This window comes from Streptomyces sp. SA15 (genome assembly GCF_002291145.1).
Classification (GTDB): domain Bacteria; phylum Actinomycetota; class Actinomycetes; order Streptomycetales; family Streptomycetaceae; genus Streptomyces.
This window is the reverse complement of the sequence record NZ_NTGE01000150.1, coordinates 82,109-101,137: the sequence shown is the minus strand read 5'-3', so window position 1 is coordinate 101,137 and position 19,029 is coordinate 82,109. Positions and strand designations below refer to the sequence as shown.

The window sequence follows — 19,029 nt, the reverse complement described above, 5'->3', positions numbered from 1 at the left end:
TCTCGACCGCAGTCCCTGTCCGTATTTGCGCGGTGGACGCACTCGGCAGAATCGAGTACTGCGCCCCACCAGTGATCATGGTCGACGACGTCGGGCTCCTGCCCGTCTCACCGGACGCCGCCGAGGGCTTTTACCGCCTGGTGGCTGCCACGACGGCGTATCCCTACCGCGTGTAACCGATCGCCATTGGGCTGCACATGGCGCGGGGAGGCCCGCTCGTGCCCCTCATCCTTTTGGTCGCGCTCTCGAACGCCAGGCGGGCGTCTTCCGTGCTCCGCGTCAAGGCGGCGATCGCCTTCTCGCCTGGGATGAGTCGGAAGAGGTACGGCTGCGTGACACCGGCACGCTTGGCAATCGCCTCGGCAGAGGTGCCGTAGTAGCCCTTGAGTGCGAACTCGCGATCGCATCGCGCGGATGGTGCTGTCCCGTCTCTCCTGCCTGCTCATCCGGCGCTGCCGCCATGCCGGCGGGCGCCGGTCAGCTCAACCTGAAGCCGGCCGGTGGCGCGGCCCGCGATCAGTTCGCTGCTTGAGCTTGCGGATTGGAAACCGATCGGTTTACAGTAAGGGCAAGGGGAAACCGATCGGTTTCCAGGGCGAGTTCGGGAGTGCATGATGACGACAAATCGGCCGGTGGCCCTCGTGACGGGTGCCTCCTCCGGCATCGGCAAGCAGACCGCGCTCGCGCTGGTCGCGGCGGGGTTCGAGGTGGCCGGCACGGGCCGCGACACCTCACGCGTCACCCCGCTCCGGGGTGTGACGTTCTTCGACCTCGACGTGGTCAGTGACAAGTCGGTCACCGCGGTGGTCCAGCAGGTGATCGACCGGTTCGGGCGGATCGACGTCCTGGTCAACAACGCCGGCATCGGCTCGATCGGTGCGGCCGAGGAGACCTCCCTCGCGCAGGCCCAGGGCGTCTTCGACATCAACGTCTTCGGGGTCATGCGCATGATCAAGGAGGTCCTGCCGCACATGCGCGCCCGGGGGCGCGGGCGCATCATCAACCTCTCGTCCGTCCAGGGCTTCATCCCCGCTCCCTACATGGCCGTCTACGGCGCGTCCAAGCACGCCATCGAGGGCTACTCCCAGTCCCTGGACCACGAGGTGCGGCAGTACGGCGTCCGCTCGCTCCTGGTCGAACCCGCCTACACCAACACCGGATTCGAGGCCAACAGCGCCAAGCCCGACACCCCCCTGCAGACCTACGCCGACCAGCGGCACGTCTTCGACCGCCTCATGGCGGAGGCGATCAAGAGCGGTGACGACCCCGCCGTGGTCGCCAAGGCGATCGTCACGGCCGCCACCGACACCAAGCCGAAGCTGCGCTACGCCGCCGGCCCCATGGCCGGACGCGCACGCATGCTCCGCTTCGTTCCCGCCTGGGTCCTGGACAAGCAGATCCGCACGATGAACAAGCTCACCGGCTGACACCCCCCACCCGCGCACTCCGCCACCCACAAACCCGTTCGCGCCGTTGATACCGGGAGAGACCCATGTCCGAGACCCTGCACTCCGCCGCCGCTACCGTCGCGAGATGGCGCTCCGCCGAGGAACGCGGTGACGTCGACGCCGCGGTCGCCTGCCTGAGCCGGGACGTCGTGCTCAGCTCGCCGCTCACCGAGCAGTTCCGGTTCGAGGGATCTGACCAGCTGCGTGACTTCCTGACCTCGGCGTTCACGGCGGTCAAGGACGTCCGCTACCACACCCAGACCGGCGAGGGCGACGCGTACGCGCTGGTCTACCGGGCGCGGGTGGGGTCCCAGTCGTTCGAGGAGGTGCAGTTGCTGCGGCTCGACGACGAGGCAAAGATCAAGGAGATCACGCTCTTCGGGCGTCCGATGCCGGCCCTCACCGCCCTGATGACCACCCTGGGGCCGGAGCTCGCCCGCCAACAGGGCCGCCGGGGCCTCGCGGCGCTCATGCGCGCCAGCACCATACCCATCCACGCGATGGTCACCTTCGGGGACCGCAGCATGGTCGCGAAGACCCGGCCGGCAGCCCGGTAGACCTGAGAGCACCAGGTCCACTGGCCGTTTGGCCCCGTTCCTCTTCCAGGAGTTGGCGGCAGCCGCAGGCGATGTCCCCGGCGGACAGCTTCAGGTCGCAGGAACGCACGAGGTACCTGCCGTCCAGGTGGGCTCCGGCTCGCCCTGACCACACGGGCGAAGCCGACTCCCGAGAGCGGCTGCTGGAGGCACCGTCCTCCGCAGGCCATGGCAACGTCCGGCCAATCCCCCACGCGCCGAGATGATGCGGCAACTCGCCGCGCCTGCCAGCGACTTGACCCAGCAGGAGATGCTCCCATGAAGCGACGTACGTTCCTTACGGCGACCACCGCGTCGCTGGCCGCCACCCAACTCGCCGGACCCGCCTCCGCCTCCACCTCCCCCTCCGGTTCAACAGCCGGTCACTACGAGGTCGTTGCCCGCTTCTGGGGCGCGATGCCGACGGGTGTCACCGTCTCGCGCCGCGGCCGGGTCTTCGTCAACTTTCCCCGCTGGGGCGACGACGTCCCGTTCACCGTCGCCGAACTGCGCGGCGGGAAGCCGGTGGCCTATCCTGACGCTGAGGTGAACCGTCAGGACGCCTCAGACCTGGCCGGGCACTTCCAGTCGGCGCAGAGCGTCGTCGTCGACCCGGCCGACCGGCTGTGGATCCTCGACACCGGAAGCCCGGGGTTCGCCGGGTCCTCCTACGGTGGTCCCAAGCTCGTGGCGGTCGACCTGCGCACCGACCGGATCGTACGGAAGATCCTCTTCCCGCCCGAGGTCGTGCCGGCGAACAGCTACCCCAACGACGTGCGCTTCGACCTGCGGCGCGGCCCCGAGGGCATGGCCTTCATCACCGACTCGGGCGGCTCCAACGGCATCATCGTGGTCGACCTCGCCACGGGCCGCTCCTGGCGGCGACTGACCGGGCACCCCTCGGCACTCCCGGACAAGCAGTTCCTTCCCGTCATCGAGGGCGAGCCCTTCATGGTCCGCCCCGCGGGCGGCGAGCCCACGTACTACGAGACCGGCTCCGACGGCATCGCTCTCAGCGCCGACGGCACGCGCCTCTACTACTGCCCGCTGTCCAGCCGCCGACTGCACAGCGTGTCCACCGACGCCCTCGCCGATCCGGACGCCACGGACGCCGAGGTGGCGGCGACGGTCGAGGACCTCGGGTTCAAGCCGATGGCCGACGGCCTGGAGAGCGACGACAAGGGGCGGCTCTACGGCGGCGACCTTGAACACAACGCGATCTGGCGCAGGAGCCCGAACGGCACCTACCGGACCCTCGCCCAGGGACGCGATCTGCTCTGGGTCGACACCCTGTCCGTCGCCTCGGACCGGCACCTGTACGCCATCGCCAACCAGCTCAACCGGCTGTCGCCCTTCCACGAGGGCAAGGACCTGCGCCGCAAGCCCTATCTCCTGGTCCGCCTGCCGATCGACGCCGGGCCGGTCAGGCTCGTGTGACCTCTCCAGCCCGCGTCAGGCGGCCGCCTGGTCGCTGGATCAGAGCGCACCCCAGCCGTGCAGCGGGCAACCCCGGCCCGGGCGCTGCCCCAGGCGCGGAACCGGTCGGGGCAGGGCTTGCCGGTGCATGCGCGGCGATGCGGTCGATATCGGTCAGACCATTGTCCCCGTACAACTCGACGCCCTCAACGCGCTGGCACCCGAGTCGAAGGCACGGTTCGAGTCGAAGTCGTACGGCTTTCGACCCGACCGTGGCTGCCATGACGCCACCGAGGCGATCTTCACTGCGGTCGGGGGCAAGAACCCGCACCGCCGGTGGAGTCTCGACGCGGCCCTGGCAGCGGTGTTCGACCGCATCGACCATGCGCATCTTCTCCGTCAGCTCGGCACATTCCCCGAGGAACAGATCAAGCAGTGGCTGAAGCCGGGCGTGGCCGAGCGTAAACAGCTCACCTCGACCGAGGCGAGGCGGCCACCGGCCTTCCGTTTCCCGCCCAACGCACCAGCGACCGGGGCGCCTGTATGCGGCGTCGAGGCGCTCGGCGACAGGCGACACAAGGAGGGCCGTCGCAGGGGCCGGATCATCCCGCGACTCTGGTACGTGGGCTCCAGCTCACGCAGAATGCGTGACCCGTCTGACGGGGCCGCGCGTCCACCGGCAGCTTCACCCGCCGCCCGCTCGTCCCAGGATCGCCCAGCAGCCAGTGTCGGCCCGGACCAGGTGGCCCCGGCACCCTTCCGAGGCAGCCGGGGTTCACGGCTGTGTGATGCGGCTGCCGCTGGGGTTCGCGGAAAGGTCGACGGGGCGTCGGTGCTGGCTACGGTCCGCCTCGTGCCGGTGGAGTTCCTGACTGAGCAGCACGGCCATCGCCTCCGATAAAGCTTTCGCGCGTGCCGCCGTCCGGATGATGAGGTGGCACGGTGACCAACCACGACGAGGCGGCGGCTGTCCGACCGTTGACACTGGCTTGGGTGAGCCGGCACTTGGAGGTTGGCGAACGGATCGTCAGAACCGAGGCGCTGCACGGCGGCATCACTGCCGAAATGTGGAGGCTGACCATCGGCACGCGGGACGGAGGCACCCGTGACCTGGTGCTGCGGAGCTTCGTCGACCTGTTCTACGTGGAGCACGCCGAGGACTGGCTGAACAGGGAGGCCGGCGCCCTGACCCTGCTCACGGGGACCGGCGTGCCGGCTCCTGGACTGGTCGCGGTTGATCCGACCGCCGCGCATTGCGAGTATCCGTCGCTCCTTATGACACATCTGGCGGGCCGGACGGTCCTCGACGATGTGGGATTGGAGAGGCGCGTTCCTCTGCTGGCCCGTCAACTCGTGGCGATCCACGCGGTGCGACCCGCCGAGTGGCCTCGGGAGTACGTAGCGTTGACGACCGCCGACACTGTCGTGGTTCCGAAGGGCGCCGACGCGGCGGCATGGGCCGCGGCGATCGATGTGATCCGCAAGCCCGCGCCGCCCTATGAAGGGCGATTCCTGCACCGGGACTTCCAACCCGGCAACGTGCTGTTCGACGTGCCGCCTTCAAGGCCGGCAGGTGCCCGGATCACCGGCGTCGTCGACTGGGCAGCGACCTCCTGGGGCCCGGCGGATCTCGATGTGGCGCACTGCTCCGTCAATCTCGCGCTGCTGCACGGCCCGGCGTGGGGTCTACGGTTCGCCGAGGCGTATGAGGAGGCCGGCGGGGTGCTGGCCGCGGCCCCGAGCGAGCGGCTGTACTGGCGGGTGCGGGACGGGCTGGCGTCCTCGGAAGAAGTGCAGTTGGTGTCGCAGTCATGGCGGGAGGCAGGGAGAACAGAGCTGACGACGCGAGCCGTGGAGGAGCGGCTGGATGCCTATGTCACCGCCCTGATGGACACGCTGGGATGAGCCAAGGTGGTCCGGGGCGCGGCAGCCTGCTGATCATCAACCTTCAATGGCGATGGTCAAGATCCGATGGCACAGGACAACCGTCAGCCCTCTACTCCCTGGGGCTCGTGGAAGCCGAGCGGTGGCCGGTGTTCCGGCTGCGCGCGGACGACACCGTGGCCTTCTGCCAGCCGTACTCGCACCAGCGGGTGATCACGGGCCTGCTGCCGCTGACCACGGTGGGGCCGAAGCTGCTGATGCTGTCGGACCCTCAGGGCCCCCGGCTGCGTGACCTGTTGGTGCGGCACGCCCCCCACCCTGGTGGAGACCCTGCCCAACGCCTTTCTCGCCTGGGAGGACCTCGCCGGGGACCCTGGCAGGCCGTTTCGCAGGGTGCGCGTGTTCGTGAACTCCTTCGACGCGATACACACCCGGACGATCCACACCTTCTTGGCGGCCACCGACCACAGGTTCCCGGTGTGGGTCCAGTCGTGGAGCCAGACCGAGGCGGGCGCCGTGGCCATCCGGCCCTACACCCGCAGGTCGGTGCGGCGCCGTGGCCACCGGCCGCCCCCCACCCAGATGCTGGGATGGCCGGTGCCCGGGTTCGGCAGGCTGCGCGCCGTGGACCCGGCGGCGGGCGCGGCGGTGCCGCCCGGCTCGGTGGGGCTGATCCAGTTCTCGGCGCCCGGCCGCTGCCTCACCTACCGCCGACCCCAGCCTCGGCGTCCCCGGTCGCCACGAGGCCGTCCGCCACTTCGCTCGCGGTACCGTCGCCGCCGACCGCGAGCACGGCGTCCGCGCCGTCCTGTGCGGCCTTCGTGGCGAGTGCCCGGGCGTGCCCCGGGTACGCGGTCCGGACCACGCTCACCTCTCCGACGAGCCGCTGGCACGCGTCGGCGATGTCGGCGACCGGAACCGAAGCGGCGGTGCCCGCCCGCTCGTTGACCACGATCACTGCGTTGCGTGCCCACTGGTTCATGCTTCGCGTCCTTGTCCGGATCAGGGGTGCGTCGAAGGGGCACTCCGGCGCTGGGAGTTGCCCCGGTGGGCGGCGGGCATTGCTCTGGTGGGCGGAGAGAGCAGGATTTGAACTTGCGTGGGGCCTGAACCCCTGACCGGAGACGAACTCCGGCCCCCATTGGGCCGCTATGGGTATCTCTCCTCGCCGGCCTTCGCGGCCGACGTGAAAACCATGACACCCCCCGCATTGCAGGCTGCTGAAACGGACGTCTCAGTGGCCGGCTCCATCGGGACGCCGGGTAGTCCTCACCCCGCGCCCACCACTGCCCGGCACGCCTCCGCGTACGCCCGTACCAGCGGACGGCGTCCGTCCTCCCGGCGCCAGGCCAGGACGTAGCGGCTGGGGCTCACGCCGTGTACCGGGCGGGTGATCACGCCGCCCAGGGTGAGGAGCGGGACGTTGCCCGTGGCCACGAGGCAGATGCCGAGGCCGGCGACCAGGGCCTCGTACGTCTCCTCCGTGCTGGCGATCTCGGCGCCGATCCGGGCGGGGCGGCCGTCGCGGGCGTCCAGGGCGAGCCAGTAGTCGCGCAGCGGGCCGGTGCTCTCGGGGAGCGCGAGGAACGGCTCGTCGAGCAGGTCCGCGAAGTCGATCTCGGTGCGGGCGGCGAGGGGGTGCGTCTCGGGGAGGGCGACCTGGAGCGGTTCCTCGGCGATCACCGTCCAGGCGTAGCGGTCCTGGTCGGGCAGCGGCAGCCAGACGAAGGCGACGTCGGCGTCGCCGTCGGCGAGGCCCGCGGTCGGGTCCTCCCAGTTCACCTGCCGCAGCCGGACGGCGGTCTCCGGGTGCGCGGCCGTGAAACGGGAGCGGATCGCGGGCAGGAGGCCGCCGCGGCCCGGGCTGGTGCTCATCCCGACGACCAGAGTGTTGCGCTGCGCCGCCCGTGCCGCCTCGACCGCGCCCGCCCCCTCCGCCCAGGCGGCCAGCACCCGCCGGGCGTGCGGCAGCAACGCCGTACCGGCGCCGGTGAGTGCCACACCCTGCGGCTCGCGCGCGAACAGCTCGACGCCCAACTGCCGCTCCAGGGCCCGGATCTGCTTGCTGAGCGCGGGCTGGGACACGTACAACCGCTCGGCCGCGCGCGTGAAGTGCAGCTCCTCGGCCACTGTCACGAAGTAGCGCAGGTCCCGCACATGAACGTCCATCGTCATAACCATCGGTTATCAGATCAGGTCTTGGACGGGCAACCGGGGCCGGCAGCAGGGTGGTGCTCACAAGCCGACGTAACGAGGAGCGGTCATGAACAAGGTTTGGCTGATCACTGGCGCGAGCAGCGGTTTCGGGCGGGCGATCGCGGAGGCGGCCCTGGCCGACGGTGACGTGGTGGTGGGCGCGGCCCGGCGCCCGGAGGCGCTGGACGACCTCGTGGCCGCCCACCCCGACCAGGTGGAGGCGCTGCGTCTGGACGTCGCCGACACGGGGGCCGCCGAGGCCGCCGTACGGGATGTCGTGGCGCGGCACGGGCGGATCGACGTGCTGGTCAACAACGCGGGCCGGACGCACGTCGGTGCCTTCGAGGAGACCACCGAGGACGAGTTGCGGGCGCTGTTCGACGTCCATGTCTTCGGGCCCGCCGCCCTCACCCGGGCCGTGCTGCCGCACATGCGGGAGCGGCGTGCGGGCGCGATCGTGCAGATGAGCAGCGTGGGTGGGCAGGGGTCCTTCGCGGGGTTCTCGGCGTACAGCGGAACGAAGTTCGCGCTGGAGGGCATGTCCGAGGCGCTCGCGGACGAGGTCCAGGAGTTCGGCATCAAGGTGCTGATCGTCGAACCGGGGGCGTTCCGCACCGCGCTCTTCGACACCAGCAGGGCCGGCGCCAGCGCGGACAGCGGGGTGTACGCCAAGGTGAGCGAGACGCGCGGGTTCGTGGCCGGCGGAGACGGCGCCCAGCCCGGCGACCCGGCGAAGGCGGCGGCCGTCATCCTGGCCGCGTTGAACGCCGAGCGGACCCCGCTGAGGCTGCCGCTCGGAGAGGACAGCGTCACCACGATCCTCGGCCACCTCGACCAGGTCCGCGATGAGGTACTGGCGTGGGAGAAGCGGACCCGCGCCACGGCGTTCGACGACTGACGACCACTGGCTGACGACCGACTCACGCCTGACTGACGGATCGCCAGGGCCCCGCACATCCGTGCAGGGCCCTTGTGGAATTCCTTCGCAAGCCCCAATCTTTCGGCTGACGCACAGTTGCGGCACAGGGTTTGACATGTTCCTGACTGCCTCGCGTCGGGCTCTGTTGCGCGTGCACCACCGCACCACCACCGCACCACCACCGCACCACCCCCCACCAGCGCACCACCAATGGAGGAGGACCCCTCACATGGCAGTGATGCGTCAAACCCGGCGAAGACTGGCAGCTATCAGCGCCATGGCCACCGCGGCCCTCGCCGCCGGCCTCGTCTCCGCCCTCCCCGCCGCGGCCGCACCCGAGGGCCGTATCCAGTACGAGGGCTCCGCGAACGCAGTCGACGGCAGCTACATCGTCACCCTCAAGACCGCGAAGGCCGGTTCCGCCGCGGGCCGCGCCCTCGCCGCGAAGTACGGCGCCGGCATCGAGCGTACGTACACCAAGGCCCTCAACGGCTACGCGATCGAGGCCTCCGAGACCGAGGCGAAACGTCTCGCCGCCGACCCGGCCGTCGCCTCCGTCGTCCAGAACCGCACCTTCGGCATCACCGCGACCCAGCCCAGCCCGCCCTCCTGGGGCCTGGACCGCATCGACCAGAAGAACCTCCCGCTGAACAGCTCGTACACCTACCCGGACAGCGCCGGGCAGGGCGTGACGGCGTACGTCATCGACACCGGCGTCCGCGTCACGCACAGCGACTTCGGCGGACGCGCCTCGGACGGCTACGACGCCATCGACAACGACAACACCGCCCAGGACGGCCACGGCCACGGCACGCACGTCGCCGGTACGGTCGCCGGAAGCGCCTACGGTGTCGCAAAGAAGGCGAAGATCGTCGGCGTCCGCGTGCTGAACAACTCCGGTCAGGGCACCACCGCCCAGGTCGTCGCCGGCATCGACTGGGTCGCCCGCAACGCCGTCAAGCCGGCCGTCGCCAACATGTCCCTCGGCGGCCCCGCCGACACCGCCCTCGACACCGCCGTCCGCAACGCCGTGGCCTCCGGCGTCACCTTCGCGGTCGCGGCGGGCAACGAGTCCACCAACGCCTCCACCAAGTCCCCGGCCCGCGTCGCCGAGGCGATCACGGTCGGCGCCACGACATCGGGCGACGCCCGCGCCAGCTACTCCAACTACGGCTCGGCTCTTGACCTGTTCGCGCCCGGCTCGTCCATCACCTCGGCCTGGCGCACCAGCGACACGGCCACCAACACCATCTCCGGTACGTCGATGGCGAGTCCGCACGTCGCCGGAGCGGCCGCCCTCCACCTGGCCGACAACCCCACGGCCACCCCCGCCCAGGTCTCCTCCGCGCTGACGGCCGCCGCCGCCACCGGCGTCGTCACCAGCCCGGGCACCGGCTCACCCAACCGGCTCCTGTACGTCGGCGGCGGTACGACCACCCCGCCCGGCCCGCGCTTCGAGAACACCGCGGACTACACGATCAGCGACAACTCCACGGTCGAGTCCCCGGTGACCGTCTCCGGCGTCTTGGGCAACGCGCCCTCGTCCCTGGCCGTCGAGGTGCACATCGTGCACACGTACATCGGCGACCTCCAGGTCCAGCTGATCGCCCCCGACGGCACGGCGTACACCCTCAAGGCGTACGGCACCGGCGGCAGTTCCGACAACATCGACACCACGTACTCGGTGAACGCCTCAGCCGAGGTCGCGAACGGCTCGTGGAAGCTGCGGGTCAGCGACAACGCGGCGCAGGACGTCGGCCGGATCGACGCCTGGGCGTTGCAGTTCTGACGACTCGTCAATGACTCGTCAATGACTCGTCAGTGGCTCCTCGAGGACTCGTCGATGACTCGTCAATGACCGTACTCATCCTCGCGGAAGGGCGTCGGGTCGGTGACCCAGCCCGCCGCGAGGACGAGGTTCGTCTGCCGATGGACGGCGAGGAAGCCGAAGGGGCGGTCGAAGGTGGCGCGGGCCGCGGTCGTCTCGTACTCCGGCTCCGGCCGGCTCTCCCAGCCCAGCCACGCGATGTCCGTCGCGGTCACCGCCGCCGTCCGGAACCCCTCCGCGCCGAAGGTCGCCGTCGCCGACTGCCCTCCCGCCGCGAGGCACAGCGGACCCGCGGCGATGCCCGGGAAGTGACCGGGGTTTCCGTCGGCCGCCGTACCACTCCGCCCGCGCCGCCCCCGCCGCCCCGTCCGCGAGAAAGCCGAGCAACGGCCACACCTCCGCCGCCGAGAACACCGTGCCGCCGGAGGATTCCCCCGCCCACCTCGCGGTCAACCCGTTCACTGCCCGGATCGTCGCATGTCCGACCGGCATTCCGCCCCCACCAGCACCGCGCTTACCATGCGCTCTGTCGTACGTCAGTTCCACACTGTCATCGTCACCGTAAGCGTCACCGTCGGCGTCACCGACATAGCCCCGGCCCCGCCGCCCAAGCCAGGAAGCACGGTACCCGTGTCCATACCTCCACCCCCTGGGCCCTACCAGCCCCAGGAACCCCAAGGGCCGTACCAGCAGGGCCAGTACCCGCCGCCTCCACCCGCAGCGCAGGGACCGTACGGCCCCTATGGCCCGCCGCCCTACCAGGGCTGGGGCCAGGGCTACATGCCGTACAACCAGCCGGCGCCGGTCAACGGGCTCGCCATCGCCGCGCTCGTCCTGGGGATCCTCTGTTGCCTGCCGGCCGTGGGGCTCGTGCTGGGGGTGATCGCGCTCGTTCAGATCAGGAAGAGGGGCGAGCGCGGCCGGGGCATGGCCATCGCCGGTTCGGTGCTGTCGTCCCTGGGCCTCGCCCTGTGGGTGCTGATGCTCGCCACGGACGGTGTGTCGGAATTCTGGGACGGATTCAAGGACGCGGCGAGCAGCAGCGCTTCGCTGAAGAAGGGCGAGTGCTTCGACTCGCCCACGGGCCTGGAGGGTTCGTTCTACGACCTCGACGAGGTGCCCTGCGCCGGCGAGCACGACGGTGAGGTGTTCGCCGTCGTCGGGCTGCCGGGCGGCGTCTTTCCGGGCGACGGCGAGGTCACGCGGATCGCCGAGGACAAGTGCTACACGCTCCAGACCTCGTACGCCATGGACACCTGGGCCGTACCGGACCACGTCGACGTGTACTACATCGTGCCGTCGGCCGACAGCTGGCGCACCGGCGACCGGGAGATCACCTGCGCTTACGGCAACACGGACGCGGACGCGAGCCTGAGCGGGGGCTCGCTGCGCAACGACGAGACGACGCTCGACGGGGACCAACTCGCCTACCTGAAGGCGGCCAACCTCCAGGAGGAGGCGCTGGGCACGATTCCCGAGGCCAGTGCCGAGGACGATCTGGCGGCCAGCCAGAAGTGGGCCGCGCGGATGGCGGCCGCGCTCAACGCGGAGGCCGGGATGCTGCGCGACCACGCCTGGCCCGCCGACACGAAGGAGCCGGTCGCGGCCGTCCGCAAGGAGGTCGAGGCACTGCGGGAGCCGTGGGAGAAGGCGGCCGGGGCGATCGACGCGGACGCCTTCTACCTGGCCTACGGCGAGGCGCTGGAGCTGGAGGACCGCGACCTGACCATCACCGCGCGCAAGGCTCTGGGGCTCGACACGACCCCGCCGTCGTACGAGGAGGACGGCAGCGGCTCAGGCACCGGGGGCGGAGGCGGCGATCTTGAGGTGTGAGGGCGGCCATAGCGGGGAGAAAGTGCCTGCGTAAAGCCCCTAGCGGGCACAAGTCATCACATCGAGTGATTCTCTGGCCTTTGCTTGCACCGCACAACCCACGGTTGCCACGCTGTAGCTGTCTGTACAACCTGATGGGAGCGGCCAGTGACATTCGGTGAGCAGCCGGCGTATCTGCGTGTCGCGGGTGATCTCCGCAAGAAGATCGTCGACGGTTCGCTGCCACCGCACACCCGCCTCCCGTCCCAGGCCAGGATCCGCGAGGAGTACGGCGTCTCGGACACGGTCGCCCTCGAGGCGCGCAAGGTGCTGATGGCCGAGGGGCTGGTCGAGGGCCGCTCCGGCTCCGGGACGTATGTGCGCGAGCGGCCCGAGCCCCGCCGTATCGCCCGCTCCGGCTACCGCCCGGCCGGCGGGGCCACGCCCTTCCGGCAGGAGCAGGCCGACGGCGAGGGGCGCGGCACCTGGGAGTCCAGCAGCGAGCAGACCGAGGCGAGCGCCGCGGTCGCCGAGCGGCTCGCCATCCGGCCGGGCGACCGCGTGATGCGGACGAAGTACGTCTTCCGGGACGCCGGCGAGGCGATGATGCTGTCCACCTCCTGGGAACCCCTCGCCGTCACCGGCCGTACGCCGGTGATGCTGCCCGAGGAGGGCCCGCTGGGCGGCATGGGCGTCGTCGAGCGCATGGCCGCCATCGACGTGATCGTGGACAACGTCACCGAGGAGGTCGGCGCCCGCCCCGGCCTCGCCGAGGAGTTGCTCGCCCTGGGTGGTGTCCCCGGCCATGTCGTCCTGGTCGTCCAGCGCACGTACTTCGCCTCGGGCCGCCCGGTGGAGACGGCCGACGTGGTGATCCCGGCCGACCGGTACCGGGTGGCGTATCACCTGCCCGTGAAGTAACGCCTCTTGCACGCGACGTAACGCCTGGTGCTCATCAAGTGCCGTACTCCGTACGTGAGGTGGCACACACTTCCTCCGAAGCGGCGCACGCCCTCCTGGCAGTTGCCTCAGGCGAACGCCCAACCGGCCTCCCTCCGCGGGGTGTTGGAATCCGGCCGTTTTCGCAGGTCGGCGCGGGCGTGTGAGCCGTCCCGCTGACCGGATGCATTGACGTGCACCGGGGGCGCGTTCGATGATGTGCGCCCCCTGGCGCGCTGGTCTGGCTTGGCTGGTTGCGTACCTCTTTGTGAAAAGCCGTGTTCGCTGCGTAAAGGTTGGGCGTAGGCTCGGGCATATGCGGATTGCGGTTTCCTTAGCGGGCGGGGCACGGCGCAGGCCGTGGGCGGGAAGTGGAGGGGCGCGATGAACGACGGCACGATCACTCTTCCCTGGCTCGTCATACGGCAGGACGACAACGGCAATCGCTACCGCGTGGGCCGGTACGCGACCCGGGCAGAGGCCCAGAAGATCGCGGACAGCCTCGACGGTCGCGGCCACAAACAGCTCTACTGGGTCGAGCGGATCGGGCAGAACGGGGCGAGCGCGGCCGACTGAGCCGGCCCGTGACTGTTTGACTGTTGTCTCGAGCCGGTCCGTGACCGTTGTGTCGACGAGCCCGGTCCGCGCCCGCTGTCTTGCAGTCGGTCCCTGCCCGTTGCGCCACGCCTGCTCCCGTAGGCTCCCGCGTATGACGGAACGGATCGTGGTGGTGGGGGCCGCCCTGCTCGACGGCGGCCGCCTGCTCGCCGCGCGCCGCAGCGCGCCCCCGGAGTTGGCCGGGCGCTGGGAGCTCCCCGGCGGCAAGGTCGAGGCGGGCGAGACGCCCGAAGCGGCTCTGGTGCGTGAGCTGCGCGAGGAACTCGGTGTCGAGACTGCCCCCGTCGAGCGCCTTCCGGGGGAGTGGCCGCTGAAGCCGCCGTACGTCCTGCGGGTGTGGACAGCGCGGCTGCTCCCCGGCTCCGGAGAGCCCAAGCCCCTCCAGGACCACGACGCACTGTGCTGGCTCGCGCCCGCCGAGATCTGGAACGTGAGCTGGCTGGACCAGGACGTGCCCGCCGTGCGCGAGGTGCTCGCGAGGCTGGAGCCCGCCTGACAGAGCCGCCGTCTGACATGTCCCGCCCGCCCCGGGGCGTCTGTCGGGCCGTCTGTCGGGCCGCCTGTCTGGCCGTCTGTCTGGCCGTCTGTACAGGCGGCGCTGATCACTCCGTACGCCGTTCGTGCCACTGCGCGCCGTCGAGCGCGGTACTGGCCACGTGATACCGGGTATGTGCCCATTAACCCCACGAAACCGGACATGGGGTGAGCCGGGCGGCCTGGGATGTGATCGGCGTGATCGACACCGAAGGCGACCGCGCCGAGTGGACCTTCCCCGCGGACCCGGGCGCCGTACGCACCGCCCGCGCCGTCGTCCGCGGCCGGCTGCGCGACTGGAACCTCGACAGCCTCGCCGACCTGGCGGCGCTGTTGGTCAGCGAACTGGTGACCAACTCCCTGCGGCACGCCACGGGCCCCATCGGCGTACGGCTCGTACGGCCCGCGGGCCTGAGCGACGTACTGCTGGTCGAGGTCTCCGACCCGCTGCCCGACCCGCCCCGCCGGCGCGTCGCCCGGCCCGACGACGAGAGCGGCCGCGGACTACAACTGGTGGCCCATTCCTCGCGCCGCTGGGGTACCCGGCCGGGCGAGGCGGGCAAGACGGTGTGGTTCGAACTCGCGGTACCGCCGTGATTCCAACCCGCGGTAGTGGGAGACACCAACCCGCGGGTGCGGCAGATACCAACCCGCGGGTGCGGCAGATACCAACCCGCGGTAGCGGGAGATTCCAACTCGCGGTACCGGGATGAACGATCCGTCCGCGGAAGGGCTGTACGTCCACGTCCGCACTGTCCAGCGATTGGTTCAGGCCAGTGGCGGTTGTCCGCGGATGTGATTCGACGACGTGTCCGCTGGTTAGAAGACTGTAGGTGTTGTCACGGTCCGGTCCAAAAACCATCGGGACCGTGCTGTGATCGTGAACACCGTGTTGTGCGGCGCCGTAGTGCTGGATACTGCGGGCAGCCGCTGCCGGTGACCGGTGCCGGACGCGGTGAGCTGGAGGGGACGGTTCGCGTGAGCGAGATACCAGCGAAGGCCACGGAGTCCGAGGACCCGTCGGACGGCGCGAGGGCAGGGGCCACGGGTGATGCCGTGGCGGAAGCCGCGTCGGGCGATGTGCCGCCCGCTGACGCCATGTGGCAGAGCAGTCCGCCCGGCTCCATCTACGACTACATCAAGGTCGCGTCCTTCTCGATCGGCCCCGACGGGCTGGTCGACCAGTGGAGCCTGCGCGCCGAACAGCTCTTCGGCATCTCCGCCGAGCACGCGGTCGGCATGGACCCCATAGAGGCGTTCATCGACCCCGACCTGCGCGAGCAGGGCCAGCGCAAGATGGCCGAGATCCTGGACGGCCGGGAGTGGACCGGAGTCGTCCCCTTCCGGATCCCGGACACGGCGGACGGTGAGCGCGGCCGGCAGGGCCTCGCCGAGGTCTATGTCATGCCGACGCGGACCGAGGACGGCGAGAAGGCCGCCGTCTGCATCGTCGTCGACGTCCGCACCCTGCGCAGCATCGAGACCGACCTCGCCGCGTCGCAGTCCATTTTCGGCCAATCTCCGTTCGGTTTCCTGCTCATCGACACCGACCTGCGGGTACGCCGCGTCAACCAGCAGTTCGCCAACACCTTCGGCGGCGGTCCCGACGACCACCGCGGCCGCGGCGTCCACGACTACCTGCAGCGCCCCGAGGCCGAGCGGGTCGCCGCGACCCTGCGCCGGGTGCTGGAAACCGGCAGCTCCATCACGGACATGCACATCACGGGTTTCGTGCCGGGCTCCGAGGAGCGCCGCCACTGGTCCGTCAATCTCTACCGCGTGCACAGTGGTTCCGGCCGTCCCATCGGCGTCGCCTGGCTCGGACTCGACATCACCTCGCGCCGCGCCGCCGCCCGCGAGGCCGCCGCCGCCCGCCGCAACCTCGCCCTCCTGAACGAGGCCGGCGCCCGCATCGGCAACTCCCTCGACCTGGAGACCACGGCCCGCGAGCTCCTCGACGTGGTCGTGCCCGGCTTCTGCGACCTGGCCACCGTCGACCTCTACCAGGGCCTCCTGGCCGGCGACGAGACCCCGCCGGGCCTGGCCGACGGCAGCGCGGAACTACGCCGCGTGGCCTTCGCCAGCGCCGTCTCCGACGCGCCCTTCACCGGCTCCGGCAAGCCGGTCGCGGTCGGCGCGGTCCACCACTACCCCTTCAACTCGCCCTGCGCGGACGCCCTGCGCACCGCCCGCCCGCGGTACGTCCCCGCCGAGGAGGGCGGCCTCGTCCAGTCCACGCTCGCCGTGCCGATGGTCGCCCACGACACGGTCGTAGGACTGGCGCAGTTCTCCCGTACGAAGGGCAGCGAGCCGTTCGGCGACCGGGACCGGGACCTGGCGGTGGAGCTGGCGGCACGGGCGGCGGTCTGCATCGACAACGCCCGCCTCTACCGCCGCGAGCACGAGCGCGCGCTGATACTGCAACGGTCCCTGCTCCCGCCCGGCGACCCGGTGGCCTCCGGCCTCGACATCGCCTGCCGCTACCTGCCCGGCAACTCCTCCGCCGACCGGCCGAGCGAGGTCGGCGGCGACTGGTTCGACGTCATCGAACTTCCGGGCCACCGTACGGCGTTGGTGGTGGGAGATGTGATGGGCCGAGGCCTTCGGGCAGCGGTCGCGATGGGCGAACTCCGCTCCGCCGTACGAACGCTGGCGTTGCTGGATCTGGAACCGGCGGAGGTGCTCTCGGCGCTGGACGAGATCGCGCGCGGGCTCGGGGCGCCGGGCGGTGTCCAGCAGGCCACGCGTGCAGCCCGCCGCCCTCGGGAGGCCGACCTGTCCGAGGTGTACCTGGCTACGTGCGTGTACGCGGTCTACGACTCGGTGACCAGGCGCTGCACCTTCGCCAACGCGGGTCATCTGCCGCCGGTGCTGGTCGAGCCCGGCGAGACGGCGCTGATGCTGGACGTGCCGCCGGGCATGCCGCTCGGGGTAGGGGGTGAACCCTTCGAGGAGGTGGAGGTCGAACTCCCCGAGGGTGCTCTGCTCGCGCTCTACACGGATGGACTGGTCGAATCCCGCGACCATCCGCTGGACGAGGGCCTTCAGGCCTTCGTAGGGGCACTGACGGACCCCTCCCGCCCCCTGGAGGACGTCTGCGACCACGTCCTCAACACCCTCGACACCCACCACGGCGAGGACGACATCGCGTTGCTGATGGCACGTGTCCAGGGCCTGCCCACCGACTCGGTCGGCGACTGGACACTGCCGCGCGAGCCGCGCAGCGTGGGCCGGGCGAGGGAGTACGCGCGGGGGCAGTTGCTGTCGTGGGACCTCGAACCGCTGGTCGACACGACCGAGTTGCTGGTCAGCGAGCTGGTGACGAATGCGTTGCGGTACGGCGAGGGTGAGATCAGGTTGCGGTTGCTGTTGGACCGCACGCTGGTGTGCGAGGTCTGGGACGCGGGCCTGGTCCAGCCGCGCCGACGTCGCGCCCGCGATACGGACGAGGGGGGTCGCGGGCTGCAACTGGTCGGGCTTCTCAGCGCGGCGTGGGGGTCACGGCGGACGCCGCGGGGGAAGACGGTGTGGTTCGAGCTGCCGTTGCCGGACGGGGAGAGCGGGATGGTGGATCCGGCGGAGGCGTTGTTGAGTTTGTTCTGACGGGCGCGGCGGGGCTCCGGGCTCAGGGCTTGGTCTTGGGGGTCTTCAGGGCTTCGACGAAGGCGGTGAAGGCCTCGGTTGGGATGGTGAGCATGCGGTCGGTCGTGGCCTTCGAGTCGCGTATCGCTATGCGGGTATGGCGGTTCGCGATCTCTACGCAGTTGTTGCCGTCACCGCTTCCCGAGTAGGACGACTTCTGCCAGTTGTCAGGGGTGACCATGGTGCGCCTCACAACTCCTTCGCCAGCCTGTGCATGAAGTCACGCGACCGCTCGGGGTCAAGTGACGCAGCCTCCACTTTACGGAAGAGCGTTCGAAATGCACTGAGTTGGGCCTCGGAATCGATGAACGCCGCGCCTTGAGGCGCGTCGCGTACGGCTGTGTCCAGCTTGGGCACGGCACCGCCTGCGTACATCATGATGTTTGTGGCTCCCGCGAAGCCGTCCAGGTCGAAGGGGATGACGCGCACGGTGATGTGGGGCGCTTCGGAGCACTCCAGGATGCGGGTGAGCTGAGCGCGTGCGGCAGCCCGGTCGCCGACCCTGATGCGCAGGGCTGCCTCGTGGATCACCGCTTCGTACGGCACAGGAACAGGTCTCTCGATGATCAGCTTGCGCTTCATGCGGTGGCGCACGCGCAGCCCAAGGTCGCTGTCGGGGAGTTCGGGAACGCGGTACGAGAAGATGGCGCGGGCGTAGTCTTCCGTCTGGAGCAGACCGGGTACGTGCAGGAACTCCACGTCGAGTCGATATGTGGCGTGGTACTCCAACTCGGCGAGGTCCAGAAACGAAGTGGGTAGCAGGCCTCGGTATTCCTCCCACCAGCCGCCGGTCCGATCGGTCGCCATCGCCACCAAGGCCTCGATCAGCTCCTCGTCCGTACAGGAGTACTGAGCGGCAAGTCGTCGTACGCGCTCCTCGCTCACGCCCGCCGTGCCGAACTCGATCTGGCTGATCTGAGCCGAGTCCGTTCCGAGCAGTGCGGCGGCTTCGCGCCCCTTGAGTCCTGCGGCCTCGCGCAGTTTGCGCAGTTCAGCACCTAGTCGCTCCTGGCGTGCGGTGGGCTGTTTTCTGCGCGCCACGTCTTCCTCCTTGCGCTCAACTGCCCTGGAGCAGCGCCTCGTTCGAGGGGAAGATTACGGCAACGACTTGCGTCGTCCCAAATTGTGGCCCTACCGTCGGTGACGCGACGCACACGCTGCGGAATGCCGGGGTCCCGGAAGCGCACCGCACCGTCCTGCCATGACGGGGGCGGCACT

At 70.2% G+C, this 19,029-nt stretch carries 19 protein-coding genes, 1 tRNA gene and 2 pseudogenes; 14 read left to right on the top strand and 8 right to left on the bottom strand.

Translation table 11 applies throughout. The annotated features are described in order from the left end of the window. Positions 1-32 precede the first annotated feature (32 nt). On the top strand, positions 33-176 hold the full coding sequence (locus CLM62_RS52800; protein WP_306457955.1) for a hypothetical protein: 144 nt from the start codon (positions 33-35) through the stop codon (positions 174-176). Here the strand turns inward: CLM62_RS52800 and CLM62_RS53260 are convergent. Further along, positions 164-361 (bottom strand): annotated as a pseudogene (locus CLM62_RS53260) (TetR family transcriptional regulator); the annotation flags it as partial. The gene CLM62_RS52800 and the pseudogene CLM62_RS53260 sit on opposite strands and share 13 nt — an antisense overlap. A gap of 253 nt (positions 362-614) precedes the next feature. Between CLM62_RS53260 and CLM62_RS34275 the strand changes: the two are divergent. The 5 genes from CLM62_RS34275 to CLM62_RS34255 all read left to right on the top strand — a co-directional run bounded on the left by CLM62_RS34275 (position 615) and on the right by CLM62_RS34255 (position 5,344). Continuing rightward, positions 615-1,427, top strand: a complete 813-nt coding sequence (locus CLM62_RS34275) for an oxidoreductase (RefSeq protein WP_095753778.1) — start codon at positions 615-617, stop codon at positions 1,425-1,427. 65 nt (positions 1,428-1,492) lie between these two features. Beyond that, on the top strand, positions 1,493-2,005 hold the full coding sequence (locus CLM62_RS34270; protein ID WP_095753777.1) for a nuclear transport factor 2 family protein: 513 nt from the start codon (positions 1,493-1,495) through the stop codon (positions 2,003-2,005). Between the two features lie 297 nt (positions 2,006-2,302). Further along, on the top strand, positions 2,303-3,460 hold the full coding sequence (locus CLM62_RS34265; protein WP_095753776.1) for an L-dopachrome tautomerase-related protein: 1,158 nt from the start codon (positions 2,303-2,305) through the stop codon (positions 3,458-3,460). Positions 3,461-3,587: 127 nt separating this feature from the next. Beyond that, positions 3,588-4,340 carry a reverse transcriptase domain-containing protein gene (locus tag CLM62_RS49010; protein ID WP_107483841.1) on the top strand — a complete coding sequence of 251 codons (753 nt, stop codon included), beginning with the start codon at positions 3,588-3,590 and terminating at the stop codon, positions 4,338-4,340. Between the two features lie 41 nt (positions 4,341-4,381). Next, the gene (locus CLM62_RS34255) at positions 4,382-5,344 is read left to right on the top strand and encodes a phosphotransferase family protein (RefSeq protein ID WP_095753775.1); all 963 of its coding nucleotides are present in this window, start codon (positions 4,382-4,384) and stop codon (positions 5,342-5,344) included. Positions 5,345-5,853: 509 nt separating this feature from the next. On the opposite strand, the gene CLM62_RS50380 is transcribed toward CLM62_RS34255, so the two are convergent. The 4 genes from CLM62_RS50380 to CLM62_RS34240 all read right to left on the bottom strand — a co-directional run bounded on the left by CLM62_RS50380 (position 5,854) and on the right by CLM62_RS34240 (position 7,498). Then, entirely contained in the window at positions 5,854-6,027 is a 174-nt protein-coding gene (locus CLM62_RS50380) for a hypothetical protein (RefSeq protein ID WP_179382351.1), read from the bottom strand. Continuing rightward, positions 6,024-6,305 carry a diacylglycerol kinase family protein gene (locus tag CLM62_RS34245; protein WP_095753774.1) on the bottom strand — a complete coding sequence of 94 codons (282 nt, stop codon included), beginning with the start codon at positions 6,303-6,305 and terminating at the stop codon, positions 6,024-6,026. Before CLM62_RS34245 ends, CLM62_RS50380 begins: the two co-directional genes overlap by 4 nt. 92 nt (positions 6,306-6,397) lie before the next feature. Next, positions 6,398-6,488, bottom strand: a tRNA-Arg gene (locus tag CLM62_RS50375). Between the two features lie 104 nt (positions 6,489-6,592). Beyond that, on the bottom strand, positions 6,593-7,498 hold the full coding sequence (locus tag CLM62_RS34240; protein WP_179382350.1) for a LysR family transcriptional regulator: 906 nt from the start codon (positions 7,496-7,498) through the stop codon (positions 6,593-6,595). An 88-nt stretch (positions 7,499-7,586) separates the two neighbouring features. Between CLM62_RS34240 and CLM62_RS34235 the strand changes: the two genes are divergently transcribed. Next, on the top strand, positions 7,587-8,417 hold the full coding sequence (locus tag CLM62_RS34235) for an oxidoreductase (protein WP_095753772.1): 831 nt from the start codon (positions 7,587-7,589) through the stop codon (positions 8,415-8,417). Positions 8,418-8,667: 250 nt separating this feature from the next. After that, positions 8,668-10,227, top strand: coding sequence for a S8 family peptidase (locus CLM62_RS34230; protein ID WP_095753771.1), 1,560 nt, complete (start codon positions 8,668-8,670; stop codon positions 10,225-10,227). A gap of 62 nt (positions 10,228-10,289) precedes the next feature. On the opposite strand, the gene CLM62_RS34225 is transcribed toward CLM62_RS34230, so the two are convergent. Next, complete coding sequence (locus CLM62_RS34225; protein WP_095753770.1) at positions 10,290-10,481, bottom strand: hypothetical protein; 192 nt, start codon at positions 10,479-10,481, stop codon at positions 10,290-10,292. A gap of 415 nt (positions 10,482-10,896) precedes the next feature. On the opposite strand from CLM62_RS34225, the gene CLM62_RS34220 reads away from it, so the two are divergent. The 6 genes and pseudogenes from CLM62_RS34220 to CLM62_RS34195 all read left to right on the top strand — a co-directional run bounded on the left by CLM62_RS34220 (position 10,897) and on the right by CLM62_RS34195 (position 17,772). Then, positions 10,897-12,099: a DUF4190 domain-containing protein gene (locus tag CLM62_RS34220; protein ID WP_095753864.1), complete on the top strand. Its 1,203-nt coding sequence runs from the start codon at positions 10,897-10,899 to the stop codon at positions 12,097-12,099. Between the two features lie 147 nt (positions 12,100-12,246). Continuing rightward, a complete protein-coding gene (locus CLM62_RS34215; RefSeq protein WP_095753769.1) occupies positions 12,247-12,999 on the top strand; it encodes a GntR family transcriptional regulator in 753 nt (250 codons plus the stop codon). 354 nt (positions 13,000-13,353) lie between these two features. Further along, positions 13,354-13,593, top strand: a pseudogene (locus CLM62_RS34210) (SPOR domain-containing protein); the annotation flags it as partial. 133 nt (positions 13,594-13,726) lie between these two features. After that, positions 13,727-14,131: a (deoxy)nucleoside triphosphate pyrophosphohydrolase gene (locus CLM62_RS34205; protein WP_095753767.1), complete on the top strand. Its 405-nt coding sequence runs from the start codon at positions 13,727-13,729 to the stop codon at positions 14,129-14,131. 227 nt (positions 14,132-14,358) lie between these two features. Then, positions 14,359-14,766 (top strand): ATP-binding protein, encoded by a 408-nt coding sequence (locus tag CLM62_RS34200; protein ID WP_373559216.1) that lies wholly within the window; start codon positions 14,359-14,361, stop codon positions 14,764-14,766. Positions 14,767-15,147: 381 nt separating this feature from the next. Further along, positions 15,148-17,772 (top strand): SpoIIE family protein phosphatase, encoded by a 2,625-nt coding sequence (locus CLM62_RS34195; RefSeq protein WP_095753765.1) that lies wholly within the window; start codon positions 15,148-15,150, stop codon positions 17,770-17,772. A 22-nt stretch (positions 17,773-17,794) separates the two neighbouring features. On the opposite strand, the gene CLM62_RS34190 is transcribed toward CLM62_RS34195, so the two are convergent. Together CLM62_RS34190 and CLM62_RS34185 are read right to left on the bottom strand one after the other, a co-directional pair. After that, entirely contained in the window at positions 17,795-17,992 is a 198-nt protein-coding gene (locus tag CLM62_RS34190) for a DUF397 domain-containing protein (protein WP_095753764.1), read from the bottom strand. A gap of 8 nt (positions 17,993-18,000) precedes the next feature. Then, the gene (locus CLM62_RS34185) at positions 18,001-18,852 is read right to left on the bottom strand and encodes a helix-turn-helix transcriptional regulator (protein WP_095753763.1); all 852 of its coding nucleotides are present in this window, start codon (positions 18,850-18,852) and stop codon (positions 18,001-18,003) included. Positions 18,853-19,029: the final 177 nt, after the last annotated feature.